Genomic DNA, 17,768 nt, shown 5'->3' with positions numbered 1-17,768 from the left:
ATGTGATTAACTGACAGTGAAAGACCTATAAATAAAGGGGTTTGTTGGTAGAGCAGTGGACTGAAAATCCTCGTGTCGACAGTTCGATTCTGTCTCTGGCCACCATCTATTTATCCCGCAATTCACTTTTAATCAAACTAGTTACTGCTTTAATTTCACTATAATTTTTATTAAGTCCATATTTAAGTTCGAGTATCTTTCTATTTATTAACCGTATCTTTTGCTTGGTCTCATGTGAAGTATTTTTGGAAAACTCCATAACATGTAAACTATTCTGTGGATTTATTTTATGGCCCTGCTTTATCAAGATCTGCCTGTAATTTTTTTCTAATCTATTAAGCGGATGAAGCTCAAATTCTTTGATATTTCTATAAATATAGATAATCAAAAGAATAAAAAAACCTGGTACAGATATGAAAAGCAAAATCTCAATATAATCTATGAATTGTGATGAATTTTTCTTCGAGTATCCATAATTCATAATTTTTTTTGAAATAGTAATGTCTAAAAAACTTATGTAGTCGCTAATATTTTCTAATAAGCTTTTATTCAGATTTTGATCAAAAAAATTAAACTCAACATGATTAAGACCTGTGCTATCAACATAAGAAGTTGGATCAACATAAACCCATTGATTATTAATTTTTGCTTCAACCCATGCATGTGCATTGTCTGAAAATACAGTCATAAACTTTCCAAAATTATTCCACTCCCCGCCCACGTATCCTATAACAACATTTGCAGGAATATCATTTGCTCTCAAGATGTGTGCCATTGTTGATGCAAAGTGGGTACAGCTCCCATTCTTTTTATCAAAAAAGAAACTATCAATGGGATTATTTTTATTAAGGCCTAAATCATTAATCTTATATTTGAAATTTTTCTTGAAGTAATTATTTATAAAATCTACAAAATCTCTTTCATCATTAATTTTTTGATATTCATCTATAGCCCACTGAGTCAGTTTAGATTTTTTTTCATGAGAATAATTTATTGTTCTCTCCACCTCAATACTCTCAGAGGATTGAATTACTACCTCTGTATACTGATTGATCAATTTTTTATCTAGTATTAATTCACCATCAACTGTAATTTTATTTTTGTGCACCCCTGATTTAATTGGGTAGTTTCCTAGAACAGGAAGGTTCTTTTGAGAAATGTTTTTATTCTTAATAATTTTATATGAATAATTTTCATCAAAGTTTATTGACTTTGGAATATATTCTAAAGATTCCTGATTTTTACTCCATTCAAAATTATCATAATTAGATAAAACAAATACTTTCCAGTAGGGTATTTTTTTTAATGAGCCATCTATTTTTATCTTATATATCTCATTTTTTTCAGTACTTATAAAACTATCATTTTGAAGGTTTAATGTATCTTCCAGTCCGATATCATTTTTCTGATTTTTATTACTTATTAATGTCACCTGAAATCTGGGAATAATTAAAAAGATGATGGTGACTATGAATATGGTTGACGTTAAGAATTTAATTAACCTACTCCAATTTACTGCATTCATATTGAGTTGATAATTAAACTTATAATTTATGTAGATTGCCAGAAAAAAATTTATCCAAATAAATATAAAGATTGTTGTAAAAAAACTAGGTTTAAAAATAAATATTGAGGCAGTAATAAAGCTTACAATTGATAAAGATAGGCTATTGTATTTTTCTTTATCATAACGAATTGCCAAGGGGATTATTAGTAATAGTAAGATGATCCAAAATTCAGCAGCAAAGATGTTCTGGTAAGCATATAGATTACTGATTACTGTTATTAGGTAAGATAATCTAAAAATAATTTGTTTTCTAGTTAATGTTTTTGTCATTAACCAGCATAGAAAAAAACTTAAAATTGCATACAGCGGTAGTATTGACGAGTAAATCAATAAAACTGGAAGAAAAAATAAGAGTAACCTATTTTTCTTAAGCAACTGAGAGTGATTTAATCGCAGCATTAAAATCTTTTTTCACTGACGAAAAAGTTTTTTTTCTTAAAGAAAGCTGCCAATCAATTTTCTTTGACTGACAGAACAGAAGGACGCCACAGATGACACTTAGCATATGCTCTTTTTGTTTTCTTATTAACCCATCTCCATCAATTTTAATTTTTTGTTCTATTTTCTTATTATCTGAGGCCTTGGTTACCTTTATTTTTTTTGAGGCATATCTTTTCCAGTCCACCATTGATGGTAAATCCTGATCTAAATATTTTCTATAGTGGTCATAACTATCATCATTATTTTTTTTAGCATGTAATTTCAAGAATTTTTCAATGTCGCTTATTGTTTTTATTGGGTATGGTCTTGGGGCTACATATATACTCCCAGGCCATAGCCAAAGCCAACATCTAACAATACTGAAAGGGAAAAATGATTCAATTTTTATCGCTGAAACTTCTGCTTTGCCTCTTTTTTTAAAATGATTATCGTAGACGTATAATTCTATTTCCCTTTTTTTTATTTCTTGCTTATTTATTAAGATATTAAATTTTTGATCTGTATTGATAATTCCTATAGGAATATGATGGTGGACACTAGGTATGAAAATGAAATCGTCTTTAATCTTTAAAGTTATTCCCTTTAAATTATTTGCTGACCAAATAATTGATAAAAAGAATACTGCCATCTGAAACAACAGCATGAGCAATAAAAAATTATTTTCTAATCTACTTGATAGTGCTACCCCGCCAATTAAAGCAAATCCAAGATAGATGCCAAATCGAGTTGGTAGGGCATAAATCTGTCTAATGGATTTAACACTATTCAACTTATATTTTCTTATGTTGAATTTTTTTGACAGATGATCTGCATAATTATTTAGCATATTTAAGGAGTCTTAACCCCCTCTAGCGCCTTGATAACAATCTCATGAATTTCCTCATAATTATTAGTTGAGAGGCGATGTCTAAGGGATGGGACTAAAAAAATTAAAATATCCTCTGGAATTACAAAATCTCTGTTGTCTATTGAGGCCATAGCCTCGGCTAATCTCCGTATCTGAAGTCTTGGCCTAATTGCTAGATTTTTGTTGATAATATTTTCAATATTTTCAAAAATGTTCAGTAAATAATTTTTTAAGCTATCCTCAAAATGAATACCCTTCATTTTCTTCTTGATAGTTAATATATTTTTTTTGAACTGTTGGCTAGTTAATTTTGTTTGATTCATTATGTCAAGGTAGTCTTCTTTACTTTTATGGTCCATATTGATACAAATACTGAAACGGTCTAATTGGGACTCTGGTAAATCAAATATCCCTATCTGCTCCCTCGGATTTTGTGTTGCAATCACAAAAAAAGGATCAGGTAACTTATATGTCTTTCCCTCAATTGTAACTTGAAGCTCTTCCATGGCCTCTAATAAGGCTGACTGTGTTCTGGACGGCGCACGATTTAATTCATCGATTAGTAGGATGTTTGTAAAGACTGGTCCCTCTATAAATTTTAATTTATTCCCAGTCGTCAAGCGGTAGTAACCAAGAACATCGGCAGGCATAAGATCATTAGTACACTGTATTCTGTTAGTTGGTAGTTTAGAGAATTTTGATAAATCTTTAGCTAACTGTGTTTTCCCAGTTCCAGGAATATCCTCAATTAATAAATGCTCATTCGCAACTAAGCAAGATAGTGCAAGTTCTTTGTCTTGTGCCTTTGGTATATGAATTTTTTTCATAGTTTACTGATTTGAATATATTTAAATAATTCATTCAAGTTAAAGTTAAATAATTGTCTTTAAAAAACCAAATAAAAATAGTGGGATTTGTAGTCCAAAATTGACAAGAATAGCCTTGTCCTTAAATAAAAGTCCGGCTATTGTCCAACCAATAACTCCTAAACCATGAAAATAAATATTTAATGGGTATAAATTTAAATTAGTTAAGAGAATACCTGTTAGAACCAAAACTGTACTAATCCACTTAATCATAATTGTGATCCTTTGTTTTTATATAGATGAGCTTAAAAATGATTTTAACTATCGCTTAAAAGAATGTAGACAAAAATAAATGAGATTACTAAAAAGAGAAGCCACATTCTTTTAATTTCAGATTTTCTCACATCATTGGCGACTTTAAATTCTTTGTAACCATCCCATGAATGTTTGAAAATAAAGAAAAAAAAGATTAAAGCTATTAATTGGTATACATAATCCATAAAACAATATTATCAAAAACTTGACCAAACTTTAATTTAAAAATATATTTTCCTCAATGACTCCTAAATTTAATATTGGCATTGACCTTGGTGGTACAAAAATTGAAACGATTGTTCTTAAGGATCAACTAGCTATATTTAGAGAGCGAATCCCAACTGAGGCCGAAAAAGGTCCGGACCATATCATCAACCAAATATCAAAAATTTATTCTCAAGCATTGAGTGTGGTTGCATCAAATGACTTTAAAGTCGGTATTTGTACTCCTGGTTCCGTTGCGCCTGACACAAAGCTGCTAAGAAATTCGAATACCACATGCCTAAATGGCACTTCCTTACAAGCAATGATTGAAGAAAGACTTAATCACTCTGTCAAAATCGAAAATGATGCAAATTGTTTCGCTCTAGCGGAAGCAACTCTTGGGGCTGGCAAAGACTATGAGCTGGTATTTGGAATTATTATGGGAACAGGTTGTGGTGGTGGTTTTGTGTTTAATAATCAATTACGCTTGGGTCCAAATTTAATTTCAGGTGAATGGGGCCACTCCGTCTTATATCCTTATGGTAATGAATGCTATTGCGGTAAAAGAGGATGTGTAGAAACCTACATATCAGGTGGCGGAATAGAAACTCAATTAAAAAAATATGGAATTAATTATTCTGCTAAAGAGTTTCTTAACAAGAGAAATAAAAATGGTATTGAAATAAAAATTTTTGATGAGTTTTTAAATAATTTTGGAAGATCTGTTGCCAATATTATTAATAGCATTGACCCAGATATTATTGTCTTAGGCGGTGGGTTATCAAACTTGGCAAGTCTTTATAACGACGGTTTTAAGGAAACACAAAAGTATGTTTTTTCTGAATCTCTCAAAACACCAATTATAATGAATAAGCTTGGAGACTCTGCTGGTGTTTATGGGGCAGCTCTGTTGTAATAAAACCTTATTTGAATATAATTAACTCATTATCTTTTAGAGACTTAACATGATCCCTGTGACTGCCTTATTTAGTTCGATACTCTTTTTTCTATACTTCTACTTAGCTAAAAATGTCATCCAAATACGACGTAAACATAAAATTACGATAGGATTTGCAAAAAATAAAGAGCTTGAGCAGGCCATTGCAGCCCACTCCAATTTTAGTCAGTATGTGCCACTTGGGTTAATCATGATGGCATGTATGGAATTAAATAAAATTCACTTCTCACTTATATTTATAGCTGGCATTTGTTTTACCTATGGCAGGATTGTCCATGCAAAATCATTTTTAAAAAAAACCATGGATCTAAAACAGCGGGTTCATGGAATGAAGTTTACCTTTTGGACCATGATCGCAATGGCTATTCTTAATATTGTTAGTTTTCTAATAAGAATCTAAATAACAATCATTCTTGTTTCTGCAACCCTTTAATTTTTATGTTTAAATCATCTTAAATTTAACCTTAGGGATTTATCATGGATAACAAAAAAATAATTGATGCACTTAACAAAATCTTAGAATTAGAACTGGCAGGTGTGGTTCGCTATACTCATTACAGCCTAATGGTTTACGGATATAGCCGAATTCCAATCATTTCATGGCTCAGAGATCAAGCCACTGAATCTCTGGACCATGCAAATAAAGCTGGGGAGGTAATTACCAATCTTGGCGGACACCCATCTCTTGCAATTGGGCCTTTACTAGAAACTGAGAACCATGATATCGGTGACATCTTGAGAGAATCTTTAGACCATGAGATGTCAGCTTTGAACTCATATAAAGAGTTACTGAAACTGGTTGAAGGCCATTCGGTGATGTTAGAGGAATATGCCAGAGAAATGATTTACAATGAAGAATTGCATTTAGGTGAAGTTGACAAAATGTTAAGAAATCCTGGCGATATGGAACCATTCAATAAATGAGTGAAAATCGCAACGAAGTAGAGTTAAATGCCATTGGGCAGAAATGCCCAATGCCTCTTCTTTCTACAAAAAAAGCTTTAAGCAATATAAAAAAAGGTCAGATTTTAAAAATTATTGCTACAGATAAAAATGCGGTTAAAGATCTAAAGGCTTTTTGTGAATATACTGATCATGAGTTTATTGATGATCGAAGTGAAAATGAAACCTTCATCATTAGGATATTGAAGGGCTAGCTATCTAATCTAGATAGTTGTTCTTTAAATTTTTGCAAATCTTCCGAGAATTTTTTTTGTCTCTCTTTTTCTTGAGTGATCACACTCTTCGGTGCCTTTTTTATAAACGATTGATTTGCTAATTTACCATCAGCTTTTTTCAACTCTATCATTAACTTATCTATTTCTTTTTGCAATCTTTGCTTTTCCTCGGCAACATCAATTTCGACTTTAAGCATCAATTTATATTCACCGACGATTGAAACTGGGGCATCAATTTTTTCAAAACTATCAACAACAGATATGGATTCTAGTTTAGCAAGCTGAACTAGATAATCTTGATATGACTGGATAGCTTCTGCATTGCCAATAATGAGAAGTGGCACTTTTTCTGCAGGAGAAATATTCATCTCACCTCTTAATTTTCTGCACTCTTCCACCATATTTTTTAAAGTCTGCATCCATGCTTCTGCATCCTTATCAATTTTTTTCTCCCTGGATAAAGGATAACTTTGCAACATAATGGTTTCAGAATGCGTACCCGTTTTCTGAGAAATAATCTGCCAAATTTCTTCTGAAATAAATGGCATCATAGGGTGGACCATTTTAAGAATATTTTCTAGTAACCCTAGCAGCGTTCTTTTGGTCCCTCGAATCGTTGCTTCAGAATTAGAATTATTTAATTGCACCTTAGCTACTTCAAGGTACCAATCACAATATTCATCCCAGATGAATTGGTACATCTCCTGAGCCGCTAAATCAAAACGATAATTATCAAAATTAGACTCAATATTTTTTAATGTATTTTGAAAAATTGACGTAATCCATCGATCTGCTTGAGAGAAATTCATGAATCCGTCTGTGCATTGCTCAAAACCATTATCATCATCTGGACAGTTCATTAAAACAAACCGAGAGGCATTCCAAATCTTGTTACAAAAATTTCGATAACCCTCACAACGATTCAAATCAAATTTTATATCTCGGCCTGGAGACGCTAAGCTGGCAAAAGTGAATCTTAGTGCATCCGTTCCATAAGCTAATATTCCATCTGGAAATTCTTTTTTAGTACGTTTAGCGATTGATTCTTTCTGTTTTGGATTCATTAATCCATAGGTCCTTTTATCAACCAATTTGTCTAGATCAATTCCATCAATTAAATCAATAGGATCAAGAACATTACCTTTCGACTTACTCATCTTTTGGCCCTCTGAATCCCGAATCAGCCCATGCACGTATACATGTTTGAAAGGAATTTTTCCAGTAACGTATTTCGTTAGCATGACCATTCGCGCTACCCAGAAGAAAATAATGTCAAACCCTGTTACCAGAACAGATGAAGGCAAATATTTGTCAATCACAGGATTTGAAACGCTTGGATATTCAGGGGTCCAATCTAATGTCGAAAATGGCCACAAGGCAGATGAAAACCATGTATCAAGGACATCATTATCTTGCTGTAAATTTTTTGGATCAATGCCTTTTTCAGTAGCAATCTTTTGTGCTTCTTCTTTGTCATGAGCGACAATGATTTCATCATTGGGTCCATACCACGCAGGTATTTGATGGCCCCACCAGAGCTGTCGGGAGATACACCAGTCTTGAATATTTTCTAACCACTGGTTGTAGGTGTTCTTCCAATTATCAGGGTAAAACTTCACCTCACCATTTTTTACAACATTCAAAGCCTCCTCAGCAATGCTTGGACTTTGGTGTACTTTTTTACTCATCGCCACAAACCATTGGTCCGTGAGGAGTGGTTCTATAACGACGTTAGTTCTATCTCCTCTTGGAATTTTTAGACGGTAATCTTCTACCTTATTTAGATAGCCTTGCTCTTTGAGACTTTCGACAATTTTTTTTCGCGCTTCAAATCTTTCCAGACCTTTAAATTCACCACCATTTTCATTAATGAACCCATCAAGGCTCATTATATTAATCATGTCTAAAGAATGTCTTTTACCCACTTCATAGTCATTGAAGTCATGTGCTGGAGTCACTTTTACGACTCCTGTCCCAAACTCCATATCAACATACTCATCAGCAATAATTGGGATCTCTCTGCCGATCAGGGGGAGGATAACATTTGAGCCAATGAGTTTTTTATAGCGATCGTCGTCTGGGTGAACCATCACGGCTACATCACCAAGCATTGTTTCTGGCCTTGTTGTTGCAACGGTTAATTTTTCTTCTTGATTATTAGCAAGGGGATAATCGATATGCCATAAATGACCATTTTCTTCTTCTTGAATTACTTCAAGATCAGATACAGCGGTTTGTAACTTTACATCCCAGTTAACTAAACGCTTGCCTCGGTAGATGAGGCCATCATTAAATAATTTTACAAAAACCTGATTGACGCTTTTTGACAAACCTTCGTCCATGGTAAATCTTTCACGGCTCCAGTCAGGCGAGGTGCCAAGCCTCCTCATTTGTTGAGTTATTTTACCCCCGGACTCCTCTTTCCATTCCCAGACTTTCTCAATAAACTTTTCACGTCCTAAGTCAAGTCTTGAGATATTTTGTTGATCCAATTGTCTTTCAACAACTATTTGTGTTGCTATGCCTGCATGATCTGTGCCTGGCTGCCACAAGGTATTAGATCCTCTCATGCGATGATACCTAGTCAAACTATCCATTAAAGTTTGATTAAAGCCATGCCCCATGTGTAGGGTCCCGGTTACATTCGGAGGTGGTAATAAAATTGAAAAATTATCTTTTTTTTCTTCATCTAATCCACATTGATAATAACCCTGATGCTCCCAGAAGGCGTACCACTTAGACTCTATAGAAGATGGATTAAAGGATTTTTCTAATTCTTGCATAAGGGAGTTATTTTATCATGATGCTTTTAGAATTGATCGGATGAACATGAACAGATTGCACATTCTTTATCTTTTTTAAATGCGATTGTTTTCCATTCATTGCTTTTCCCATCAAAGATCTTTAACTTATTTTTAATAGGACTGAGATTCAATAGCACTTTAATTGTCTCTAGAGATTGCATTACCCCAATAATACCAACCACTGGTGCAAGTATCCCATGATCTGCGCATCTCAATTCATTTTCTTCGCCATTGTCAGGAAACAAACATTCATAGCAAGCTGAACTGTTATCCCTAAAATCAAAAATAGCGAGCTGACCCTCGAATCGAATGGCTGAACCAGAGATAAGAGGAATTTTATTTTTAAAGGCTACTTTATTTACACTATATCTGGTTTGAAAATTATCTGAGCAATCCAGTATTGCATCCACTGTATATTTATTTACATAAATATCAAATTCATTTTCACTTAATTTTTTATCAACAACATTAATACTGATATTTGAATTTATTGATGAAATAAAACCTTTAGCAGAATATGCTTTATTAATTTTTAGATTATCTTCTGTATGCACTATTTGTCTTTGCAAATTTGATAATTCGACATCATCAAAGTCACATAAGGTTAACTCACCAATACCAGACGAGGCGAGATAAATAGATGCTGGCGATCCGAGACCACCTAACCCAACCACTAAGACATGACTGTCTAAAAGCTTTTGTTGGCCTTCGAAGTCAATTTCCGGGAGTAGGATATGTCTTCCATATCTTTCTAAATTCTGGTCATTCATTTATTTTAAATTCATACCTGTTAGTCATAAATGGATTTCTAGACATATCTGAACAAGTTGCTGGTCTATAACTTTCAAGATTTTCCAGAACTTCAAATGAAGAACTATTTCCTGTATCTGCATATCTTTCAAAATCAATTTTATTTTTTGATATATGACTAATAGTTTTACAACTGCTGATCATAAAAAATAGAATTAAGATTGATATCTTCATTATTGATTCGATTATAAACTAGAATTTGGGGTGGCTGATGGGGTTCGAACCCACGACAACAGGAATCACAATCCTGTTCCTAGCCAACTTACGCCCAAAATAACGGTTCTTTTTCGGTTAAAAACATTATTGTCCTTTTTTCATAAGGACAACATCAGGACTGAATAAGTATATCCAAGTTGATAATAAAATACTATTTTTCGGAGTTAAAAAAAGCAGTAAAAGACTGGGTAGGTATGAAGCAACAGACGGAAGACTGGATTAGTAGAGATGTAGACTTAAGGTTGTTTTAATTATTTATGGCAACTTAATTCCAAAATCAACTATTAAATGGTTATCGTAACAACTTCTTAAATATGCTTCATCTAATGCTACCATTTAACAACTGCCCTAAATCTAATCTCATTTTTTCTCAATTTTGAAATTGCTTCATTTATAGAATCAAAACTGAAAATTTCAACATCTGGATAAGTATTATGTTTATTTACAAACTCAAGCATTTTGATAATATTTTTAGGACTCCCAACTGGTGACCCTGAAATTGATTTACGCCCTTTCATGAGATTGAAAACACTTACATCTAAAGTATCCAATGTTGCTCCAACCATATGAAGTCTCCCTCTAGGCTTTAGACACCCGAGATATTGATTCCAATTAAGTTTATGATTTACAGTAGATATGATGAAATCAAATCTATCATTATATTTTTTTAAAGTTTCATCATTATTAGATTGAATAACTTCATTTGCTCCCATTGATAATATTTCATTTTTCTTTTCGGGAGATGAAGAAAAAGCTGTTACATCGCAACCAACTGCTTTGAGGAATTTAATTGCTAAATGTCCCAAGCCTCCAATTCCAATTACTCCAACCTTGTCATTTTTTTTTATATTGAATTCGATGATTGGAGTAAAAACAGTTATTCCTCCACATAATAATGGTCCAATTTTATCTAAATCCATTCCTTTCGGTATAGGGATTACAGCTGTTGAATCAGCATTTACAAATTCAGCAAAACCACCCGTTTGGCTATAAATAGTCTTTTTTGTTTTTACGCAGAAATTGAAATCATCATTTTTACAATATTCACAATCATGACAATATCCAGAGTGCCAGCCCAGCCCAACTATGTCTCCAACTTTATGATTTTTGACATTTTTTCCTATTTGAACCACTTCGCCTATTATTTCATGACCAGCTACAAGGGGGTATTTAGAAAGATTCCAAGCATTATCTATTGCACTTATGTCGCTATGACATATTCCACAGTTGATGACTTTGATTGAAACTTCGTTATCGTCTATATTTGGAAGCTCTGTGATAAGTAATTCGAGCTTATCTTTATTTTCAATTTTTGCGTAAGTTTTATTTTTCATTACTTGATTATTAACCTTATTAAATATTCTGTAAACACTGCTTTATCGCCCTGCTCCTAAAATATAAATACCCCAAATAAATGTTTGCAGTTAATAGTCAGTAGTGGTTAATTATCTATATGAACTTATTTTCTACCTAAAAAATACATAATAGGTTTTGCATGATGTGAAGATATTTTATTTTTTTTCACAACTAAATCTCCAGTAGCAAACCAATCATCGTAAATACAAATATCTCCCTTAACAATTAATTCATTTGAATCAGATATTTGATAGTCACAATAAAAATTTTCACCCATTATGGATAAATTATTTGGTGCTAAAGAAATACAATCATCTATAGAGCTGTCTTTTGAAAAAACGATATTAATCGCACATGGTCCAATCTCACTCATTCCCCAATTAACCATAAAAGTTGCACCCCTATTAACAAATGCTCTTATTGTTTCCCAATCAACACAATCACTCCCACAAGTTATCCAAAATTTAGAGAAGTCTATTTCATTAAAATCTCTATGACTCATAATAATTTTTGCCTGTCGTGGAGTCAGATGAGTATGGGTATATTTATAAAACTCTTTAATAAATCTTTTAATATTAAAATCTTCAATTACAACATCAGCTCCAATACTCAAAGCTGGCAGAGTTTGAGCTAACATACCTCCTGCATGTCCCATTTTACATACAGTATAAATTCGTGAATTTTTTGTAATTTTTTGTGAGTCTATTGCAGATTTATTGCAGTGTCTTAAATTTTCAGGTGTTCGGAAAATAGTTTTTGATTCGCCAGTTGTTCCACTAGATTGTATATAAACACCTTCACTTAATTTCTTCTTCAGGTCTTCCAAGATGTTTTTCCGTTTCGGTAACAATATACTTTGCTAGTTTATATGGAGTATAGGCAAATAAAAAAGGTAAAAAACTATGTATTAATCCAGTTATAAAAATAAGTAAGCTTATACAATTGAATTTTGTAGCATAAAGTAAGTGCTTTAAATAAGTTGATTTAGCGTTATCTAAATGTTTAAAATTGACGATGCCCTCTTTCATTTATTCGACCCTTCACAATATAGTTAAGTGGAATACAAGGTTATGATTATTGGTATATCAATAGTTCATTTTTAAACAAATATATTCTGTAGTCACTCCTTATCCTCTAACACAATGACCTATATATATGAATTTTTATAGACATAAAAAACCCTGCCGAAGCAGGGTTGATTAATTTTTGCTATTTTCTAATAAGTCGAACAGGATGCTAAAGACACAAATAATAGTATTAATAAGTAGTTAATATTCATATTTATCCCTTTTAATTACTCTGGCATTAATACTGAATCAATGACATGAATTACACCATTTGAAGCTTCAATATCTACTGCTTCTACTTTTGATGTATTTACTACAACTCCATCAGCAGTCGTAATTTTAATATTTTTGCCGTTCACAGTAGGAACATCACCTTCTTTCACATCTTTTGACATGACTTTGCCAGCTACGACATGGTAGGTTAGAACAGCAGTTAATTTATCTTTGTCTGCTAATAAAGCCTCAAGGTCAGCTTGTGGAATTTTTGCGAATGCGTCATCTGTAGGTGCGAATACAGTAAATGGTCCGTCACCTTTCAATGTATCAACTAATTCCGCAGCTTGAAGAGCTTTTGCTAACGTTGAAAAATTTCCTGCTTCAACTGCAGTGTCGACAATATCTTTAGCAGCGAAAGCTGTAAAAGATGTAATTGACATAATTAAACCGATGATGATTGATGAAAATGTGTGTTTCATAAATTCCCTTATATTTAATTGAAAAAGTGTCCATTAATAAATAAAGACGTGCGTAAGAGGTAAATCTGTATAAGTTAGTTCACTATAATTAGAAACAAATGACACTATCCCGAGTATTGTCATTTTTTTGTCATATTGCTATTTATGAAGATATTAAAAGATGTCAAAGATTGGGTGGTTATGAAACAACAGACGGAAGACTGGGTTAGTAAAGATATAGACTCGAGGTTGTTTTGATACACAACATGGATATTTATCGACATAAAAAAACCCTGCCGAAGCAGGGTTCAAAGGAGTAGCATTTCTTTATGAAGTAAAAAACCATACATATAGTATCTTCTATATATTAAAGATTTATGACAAATATTTAGTTTTTCATAAACAAAAATCATTCTCATTCTAATTAGCAATTCTGCAAAGAATTTTTAAATACTGATAATAAGAAATCCCTATAACTTAATTGGAGAGATGTGATGAGTATTCGAGGTAAATTATTAACTGCCATTCGAGCACATGCCGAAGGACATATTGCAAAACATAAGGCAAATATTGAAGTGTATTTAGAAAATCCTGCAGGAATTGGGGAACATTCAGATGTGTTAGAGGCAATGGAAAAAGAAATCGAAATGATTGCAAAATATGAAGACCATCTAGAAGTGTTAGAAAAGCACTATAAATAAGAAAACCGGGCGAACCCGGTTTTTGAGAGTAAAGCATGAAATGCCAGATGACCTGGCACAATACTAATTTATCTAAATTTTATGACAATCAAATGACATATTAAATCATTGTCAAAATGATATTAACTGTCATGAGATTTTCATAATTTACACTTAGAATTTCATGGGTATTATTATATGGAGTTCAAGCATGCCAAGTGGGGTCATCAAATTTTTCAATGTTGATAAAGGGAATGGAGTGGTTCAAGCAAATTATGATAATGAAGAAATATTCTTTCATTACTCAGAGTACAGAAATCCCTCATCATTGAATGCTCATTTGCAAGCGGGGGACAATGTCACATATCAAATTGCTGTCAGTGAAACTGGTATTGAAGCAATAAATTTACAGAAAATAACTGATGAATCAGAAAACCTATCCCAGATTAATTCAAAGATGAAAACAGTTGGTTATAACTTCCTAGATTAAAATCAAGATTTGTATCATCACAAAATTCTATGGTGTCAAAAAGAAGTAAAAGATTGGGAAGGTATGAAACAACAGACGGAAGATTGGATTAGTAGAGATGTAGATTCAAGGTTGTTTTAAGGTGTGACTTTTTTACCTTCATATACATCGCAACTACCTGAAGATGATACTGGGCGGTCATCAGTCATTCCATCCCCATCATAGTCTGCACCAAATATTACGAGACTAAAACTTTGTGAATTCTTATTAAGGATAAGTGTTGTAATAGAGGCATATTCTTTATTAGTAAATTCTTTTCTTATAAGAATATATTTGTTCGTTTCTTTGATAATTCCATATGGAAGAGTTTCACGATTAGGACTCAACCAATCAAAACCACCTCCTTTTCTTTCAAAATGAAATTCTTCTAATGTTCTGTCATCAACACATCGCCATGTTTCACTAAAAGCAAATGTGGGAAGTAAAAGAAATATTAGTAATAGTTTTTTCATATTCTTACCATACGACATTATCGTGGTCATTATCGAATTGGTTCATGATGCCGTCATTATCTCTGTCATTGTCAAACTGATTCATTATTCCATCGTTATCTGAATCGTAATCAAACTGGTTCATGATTCCATCATTGTCAGCATCGTAATCGAATTGATTCATAATCCCATCGTTATCTGCATCATAGTCAAACTGATTCATAATGCCGTCATTATCAAAGTCATTATCAAACCTATCAGGAATACCATCATTAGCATTTGCAGAACATACAAACAGAAATACTAGTAATAGTTTTTTCATTTAATAATTACCTTTTCCATCAATTACTTTTCTTACCCCACCTCGTGGTGATTTATCGTCGCCCTTTCTTCTTGGTATTAAGTGAACATGGCAATGGAAAATAGTCTGTCCCGCATCTTCCCCACAGTTAACTCCAATATTAAACCCAGTTATTGATTTATCAAGTTTCTGTAACTTCTCTTTTTCAATATGGATAAGATTATTAATCGAATTAATTTCAGCTTGGGTTAATTCAAAGTAGTCTTTGCAATGTCTTTTTGGAATGATTAAAGAGTGATGTTTGGTAACTTCAAATCCGTCTCGTATCAAATAAGCTAATGTATTCTCATTTTTAATGCCTTTTTGCTTTTGTTTTTTACAGAACAAACAATCAGCTTCACGATGCTCATATTCAGCATCTAAATAACGATAGTCCGTATCATCTTTATTATTCTTTTGCGAATTACAGGTATAACAGAGAGCTTGATAGTTAGAAAGGTCATCTTTACCACCCAGACTTTTTGGATGAATATGGTCAACCTCAATGCTCTTTTCTTTAATGGAAATTCCACAAGCCTCACATCGACCTTTGGCTCTTTGAATGACTTTATATCTTGTTGAACCAGAAATAAGTTTTCTGCCTCTTTTGCGATGTTCCCATTGAGAACCTTCTCTTTTATTATCGTATTCTTTTATTTTTTCTTGGCATAAAGAAATAAGTTCTTTAGTTTGAGTTTTAGTTAATTTTTCATAATTAATAAGTGAATAGGTATCGCCTTTTTTTTCAGTGATGCCTCTATTTGAAGTCAGTACTTTACCCACCATATTTCTGACAACTTCTTTGTAATAATCTACTTGAGTTGGGTCATGATTGAGGATGGCTTTAGCAATTTGTTCTGCGGAGGCATATCCACCTTTTTTGAGAATTTCAATCAGCATGACAGGTTGGTAAATATGCGACATTCGCATTTTATTTACAATAAAATCTTTAAGCTGTTGGAAGTTCATAACATTATGCTTTTTCAGTATTTTTACATTGCGGATAACCTGTACATCCATAAAAATAACCAAATCTTCCTTTTTTTAATTTCATTGGTTTATTACAAACGTTACATTTAGTTTCTTTTTCAACAGGTTTGTTTTCAGAAATTTCATCAATCTCATTTGACCTCAGATTATTTCGATTAAATTTATCCACACTCTCTTTCCATTGACAACTTTCACAGTGGTAGTAGGGACCAAATTTACCTCGATGATGGAATGTAATAAGACTTTTACATTTTGGGCAATCTGGATTTTCTTTTTCGGTAATTATTGAAAATGGTGAATCCTCATTTTTATAACCACGCTTATAAATTTCATATCTAGCTTTTAGAAGACATAATTGTTTACTTGGAACTCTCAGCATTGATTCTTCTGTTTTACCTGTATGTGAGAGAGGATTTAGAGAACCATACCAAAATATATTTTCATCAATAAATACTGCTTTTTCATGAATTTCATGCCGAAGGTCAACTACTACTCCAATTTTAGTAAGAGCATTAATAGCTTCGTTAGCCAATCCTTCATCAATATTTCCTTGATTTCTTGGTGAGCGCGTAACACATCTTATTTTTATGCCTTCAGATATTTTTTGCCTAAATAAATCACTCCAGATTGCGATTCGATTAGGTGTGCTAAACCCTGAGAAAATAACAACTGATTTTTTTGCTGCTCTAACATCCTCAAATACTGCTTTATCAAAAGTTTTTTGGTCAAAAAACTTCGAACCATTTTTATCGAAATCTATATTTTCAGATTTCACATCTTCTAATTCAACATCATAAGATGCTGGTCCTAAATTAATCACTTCTTTGGCATCAATAACTTTACCTTTTTTAATGACCTCACTTATGACACTTCTCATAGGAGAATTTGCAGTTAGTCTCTGGTTTAAATAATCTAAATTGGCAATGAACACCAAGTGATATTTAGAACGACTCAATGCAACATTAATTAGCTTGGCATCATTAATATTTTTGCTCGTATATAAATTTCCATAACTTTCAACTAAGTCATAAAAAATAATATCTTTTTCATTTCCTTGAAAACGATGTACAGTTCCACACTCAACATTAGTGACACCCCTCTCATCAATTAACTTAGCAATTAAATCTGCCTGAGCAGCAAAAGGAGCAATTACACCTAATTCGTGAGGATTATCTGTATAACCATTATTTTGGAGATGATATAGAAGATTTCTAATAACAATGCCATGCAAAATATTATATTTAGAGTAAGTACGAGGCTTTATGTTTGAAAATGGATATTGTTTACTCGTATCGATAACCATTAATGGATTAGTAAAAAATTTTGGAACATTTTTTTTATTTTTTGTATATTCCGTCTCAATCGTTTTAGCGGTCTCTAACGTACCATCATAAAACCTTTCATTTATTAACTTACATATGGGTTCACGCATTCGATATTGCGTTGTTAATTTAACTAGATTATCTGGAGATTTCCCTTTCTCAGTCCCAAAGTCAGTTTATGTTCATCGATTGGAAGCTCCTCATACACATACAAAGATTGTGAATCAGTATTA

21 protein-coding genes, 1 tRNA gene and 1 pseudogene are annotated in these 17,768 nt (G+C 32.6%); 6 read left to right on the top strand and 17 right to left on the bottom strand.

Going from position 1 to position 17,768, the window contains the following annotated elements:
* Nucleotides 1-106: 106 nt before the first annotated feature.
* The 5 genes and pseudogenes from UZ34_00115 to UZ34_00095 form a co-directional block, all read right to left on the bottom strand.
* Nucleotides 107-1,837, bottom strand: a complete 1,731-nt coding sequence (locus UZ34_00115; GenBank protein AKO63904.1) for a hypothetical protein — start codon at nt 1,835-1,837, stop codon at nt 107-109.
* 97 nt (nt 1,838-1,934) lie between these two features.
* On the bottom strand, nt 1,935-2,834 hold the full coding sequence (locus UZ34_00110) for a hypothetical protein (protein AKO63903.1): 900 nt from the start codon (nt 2,832-2,834) through the stop codon (nt 1,935-1,937).
* Nucleotides 2,835-2,905: 71 nt separating this feature from the next.
* Nucleotides 2,906-3,682: pseudogene (locus UZ34_00105) on the bottom strand (hypothetical protein).
* A gap of 45 nt (nt 3,683-3,727) precedes the next feature.
* Entirely contained in the window at nt 3,728-3,934 is a 207-nt protein-coding gene (locus UZ34_00100; protein AKO63902.1) for a hypothetical protein, read from the bottom strand.
* A 44-nt stretch (nt 3,935-3,978) separates the two neighbouring features.
* On the bottom strand, nt 3,979-4,161 hold the full coding sequence (locus tag UZ34_00095) for a hypothetical protein (GenBank protein ID AKO63901.1): 183 nt from the start codon (nt 4,159-4,161) through the stop codon (nt 3,979-3,981).
* A gap of 56 nt (nt 4,162-4,217) precedes the next feature.
* On the opposite strand from UZ34_00095, the gene UZ34_00090 reads away from it, so the two are divergent.
* The 4 genes from UZ34_00090 to UZ34_00075 all read left to right on the top strand — a co-directional run bounded on the left by UZ34_00090 (nt 4,218) and on the right by UZ34_00075 (nt 6,295).
* Nucleotides 4,218-5,096, top strand: coding sequence for an N-acetylglucosamine kinase (locus UZ34_00090; GenBank protein ID AKO63900.1), 879 nt, complete (start codon nt 4,218-4,220; stop codon nt 5,094-5,096).
* A 49-nt stretch (nt 5,097-5,145) separates the two neighbouring features.
* Entirely contained in the window at nt 5,146-5,538 is a 393-nt protein-coding gene (locus UZ34_00085) for a glutathione S-transferase (GenBank protein AKO63899.1), read from the top strand.
* Nucleotides 5,539-5,615: 77 nt separating this feature from the next.
* Nucleotides 5,616-6,062: a bacterioferritin gene (locus tag UZ34_00080; protein ID AKO63898.1), complete on the top strand. Its 447-nt coding sequence runs from the start codon at nt 5,616-5,618 to the stop codon at nt 6,060-6,062.
* Nucleotides 6,059-6,295: a SirA family protein gene (locus tag UZ34_00075; GenBank protein AKO63897.1), complete on the top strand. Its 237-nt coding sequence runs from the start codon at nt 6,059-6,061 to the stop codon at nt 6,293-6,295. Before UZ34_00080 ends, UZ34_00075 begins: the two co-directional genes overlap by 4 nt.
* Here UZ34_00075 and UZ34_00070 read toward each other — a convergent pair.
* From UZ34_00070 to UZ34_00035, 8 genes are all read right to left on the bottom strand, one after another.
* Nucleotides 6,292-9,099: a valine--tRNA ligase gene (locus UZ34_00070; protein AKO63896.1), complete on the bottom strand. Its 2,808-nt coding sequence runs from the start codon at nt 9,097-9,099 to the stop codon at nt 6,292-6,294. The two genes, UZ34_00075 and UZ34_00070, sit on opposite strands and share 4 nt — an antisense overlap.
* A gap of 26 nt (nt 9,100-9,125) precedes the next feature.
* Nucleotides 9,126-9,890, bottom strand: a complete 765-nt coding sequence (locus UZ34_00065; GenBank protein ID AKO63895.1) for a molybdopterin-synthase adenylyltransferase — start codon at nt 9,888-9,890, stop codon at nt 9,126-9,128.
* Nucleotides 9,883-10,104: a hypothetical protein gene (locus UZ34_00060; GenBank protein ID AKO63894.1), complete on the bottom strand. Its 222-nt coding sequence runs from the start codon at nt 10,102-10,104 to the stop codon at nt 9,883-9,885. The genes UZ34_00065 and UZ34_00060 overlap by 8 nt, the downstream gene beginning before the upstream one ends.
* Before the next feature lie 26 nt (nt 10,105-10,130).
* A tRNA-Ser gene (locus UZ34_00055) sits at nt 10,131-10,202 on the bottom strand.
* 273 nt (nt 10,203-10,475) lie between these two features.
* Nucleotides 10,476-11,480, bottom strand: coding sequence for an alcohol dehydrogenase (locus tag UZ34_00050; protein ID AKO63893.1), 1,005 nt, complete (start codon nt 11,478-11,480; stop codon nt 10,476-10,478).
* 125 nt (nt 11,481-11,605) lie between these two features.
* A complete protein-coding gene (locus UZ34_00045) occupies nt 11,606-12,328 on the bottom strand; it encodes a hypothetical protein (protein AKO63892.1) in 723 nt (240 codons plus the stop codon).
* Nucleotides 12,300-12,530 (bottom strand): hypothetical protein, encoded by a 231-nt coding sequence (locus UZ34_00040; GenBank protein AKO63891.1) that lies wholly within the window; start codon nt 12,528-12,530, stop codon nt 12,300-12,302. Before UZ34_00040 ends, UZ34_00045 begins: the two co-directional genes overlap by 29 nt.
* 266 nt (nt 12,531-12,796) lie before the next feature.
* A complete protein-coding gene (locus UZ34_00035; protein ID AKO63890.1) occupies nt 12,797-13,264 on the bottom strand; it encodes a hypothetical protein in 468 nt (155 codons plus the stop codon).
* Between the two features lie 479 nt (nt 13,265-13,743).
* On the opposite strand from UZ34_00035, the gene UZ34_00030 reads away from it, so the two are divergent.
* A complete protein-coding gene (locus UZ34_00030) occupies nt 13,744-13,944 on the top strand; it encodes a hypothetical protein (protein ID AKO65109.1) in 201 nt (66 codons plus the stop codon).
* A gap of 190 nt (nt 13,945-14,134) precedes the next feature.
* Nucleotides 14,135-14,413, top strand: coding sequence for a hypothetical protein (locus UZ34_00025; protein AKO63889.1), 279 nt, complete (start codon nt 14,135-14,137; stop codon nt 14,411-14,413).
* A 116-nt stretch (nt 14,414-14,529) separates the two neighbouring features.
* Here the strand turns inward: UZ34_00025 and UZ34_00020 are convergent, their stop codons facing one another.
* Genes UZ34_00020 through UZ34_00005 form a run of 4 tightly spaced genes read right to left on the bottom strand, consistent with a single transcriptional unit; the run spans nt 14,530 to nt 17,645 of the window.
* Nucleotides 14,530-14,904 carry a hypothetical protein gene (locus UZ34_00020; GenBank protein ID AKO63888.1) on the bottom strand — a complete coding sequence of 125 codons (375 nt, stop codon included), beginning with the start codon at nt 14,902-14,904 and terminating at the stop codon, nt 14,530-14,532.
* A 4-nt stretch (nt 14,905-14,908) separates the two neighbouring features.
* Entirely contained in the window at nt 14,909-15,205 is a 297-nt protein-coding gene (locus UZ34_00015; GenBank protein AKO63887.1) for a hypothetical protein, read from the bottom strand.
* Nucleotides 15,206-16,192 (bottom strand): HIT family hydrolase, encoded by a 987-nt coding sequence (locus tag UZ34_00010; protein AKO65108.1) that lies wholly within the window; start codon nt 16,190-16,192, stop codon nt 15,206-15,208.
* A 4-nt stretch (nt 16,193-16,196) separates the two neighbouring features.
* Complete coding sequence (locus UZ34_00005; GenBank protein ID AKO63886.1) at nt 16,197-17,645, bottom strand: hypothetical protein; 1,449 nt, start codon at nt 17,643-17,645, stop codon at nt 16,197-16,199.
* Between the last annotated feature and the right edge of the window lie 123 nt (nt 17,646-17,768).

It is taken from the genome of Methylophilales bacterium MBRSF5 (assembly GCA_001044335.1).
Taxonomy (GTDB): Bacteria; Pseudomonadota; Gammaproteobacteria; order Burkholderiales; family Methylophilaceae; genus BACL14.
Note: the sequence above shows the minus strand (reverse complement) of the source record. Positions and strands in the feature narration are given on the sequence as shown.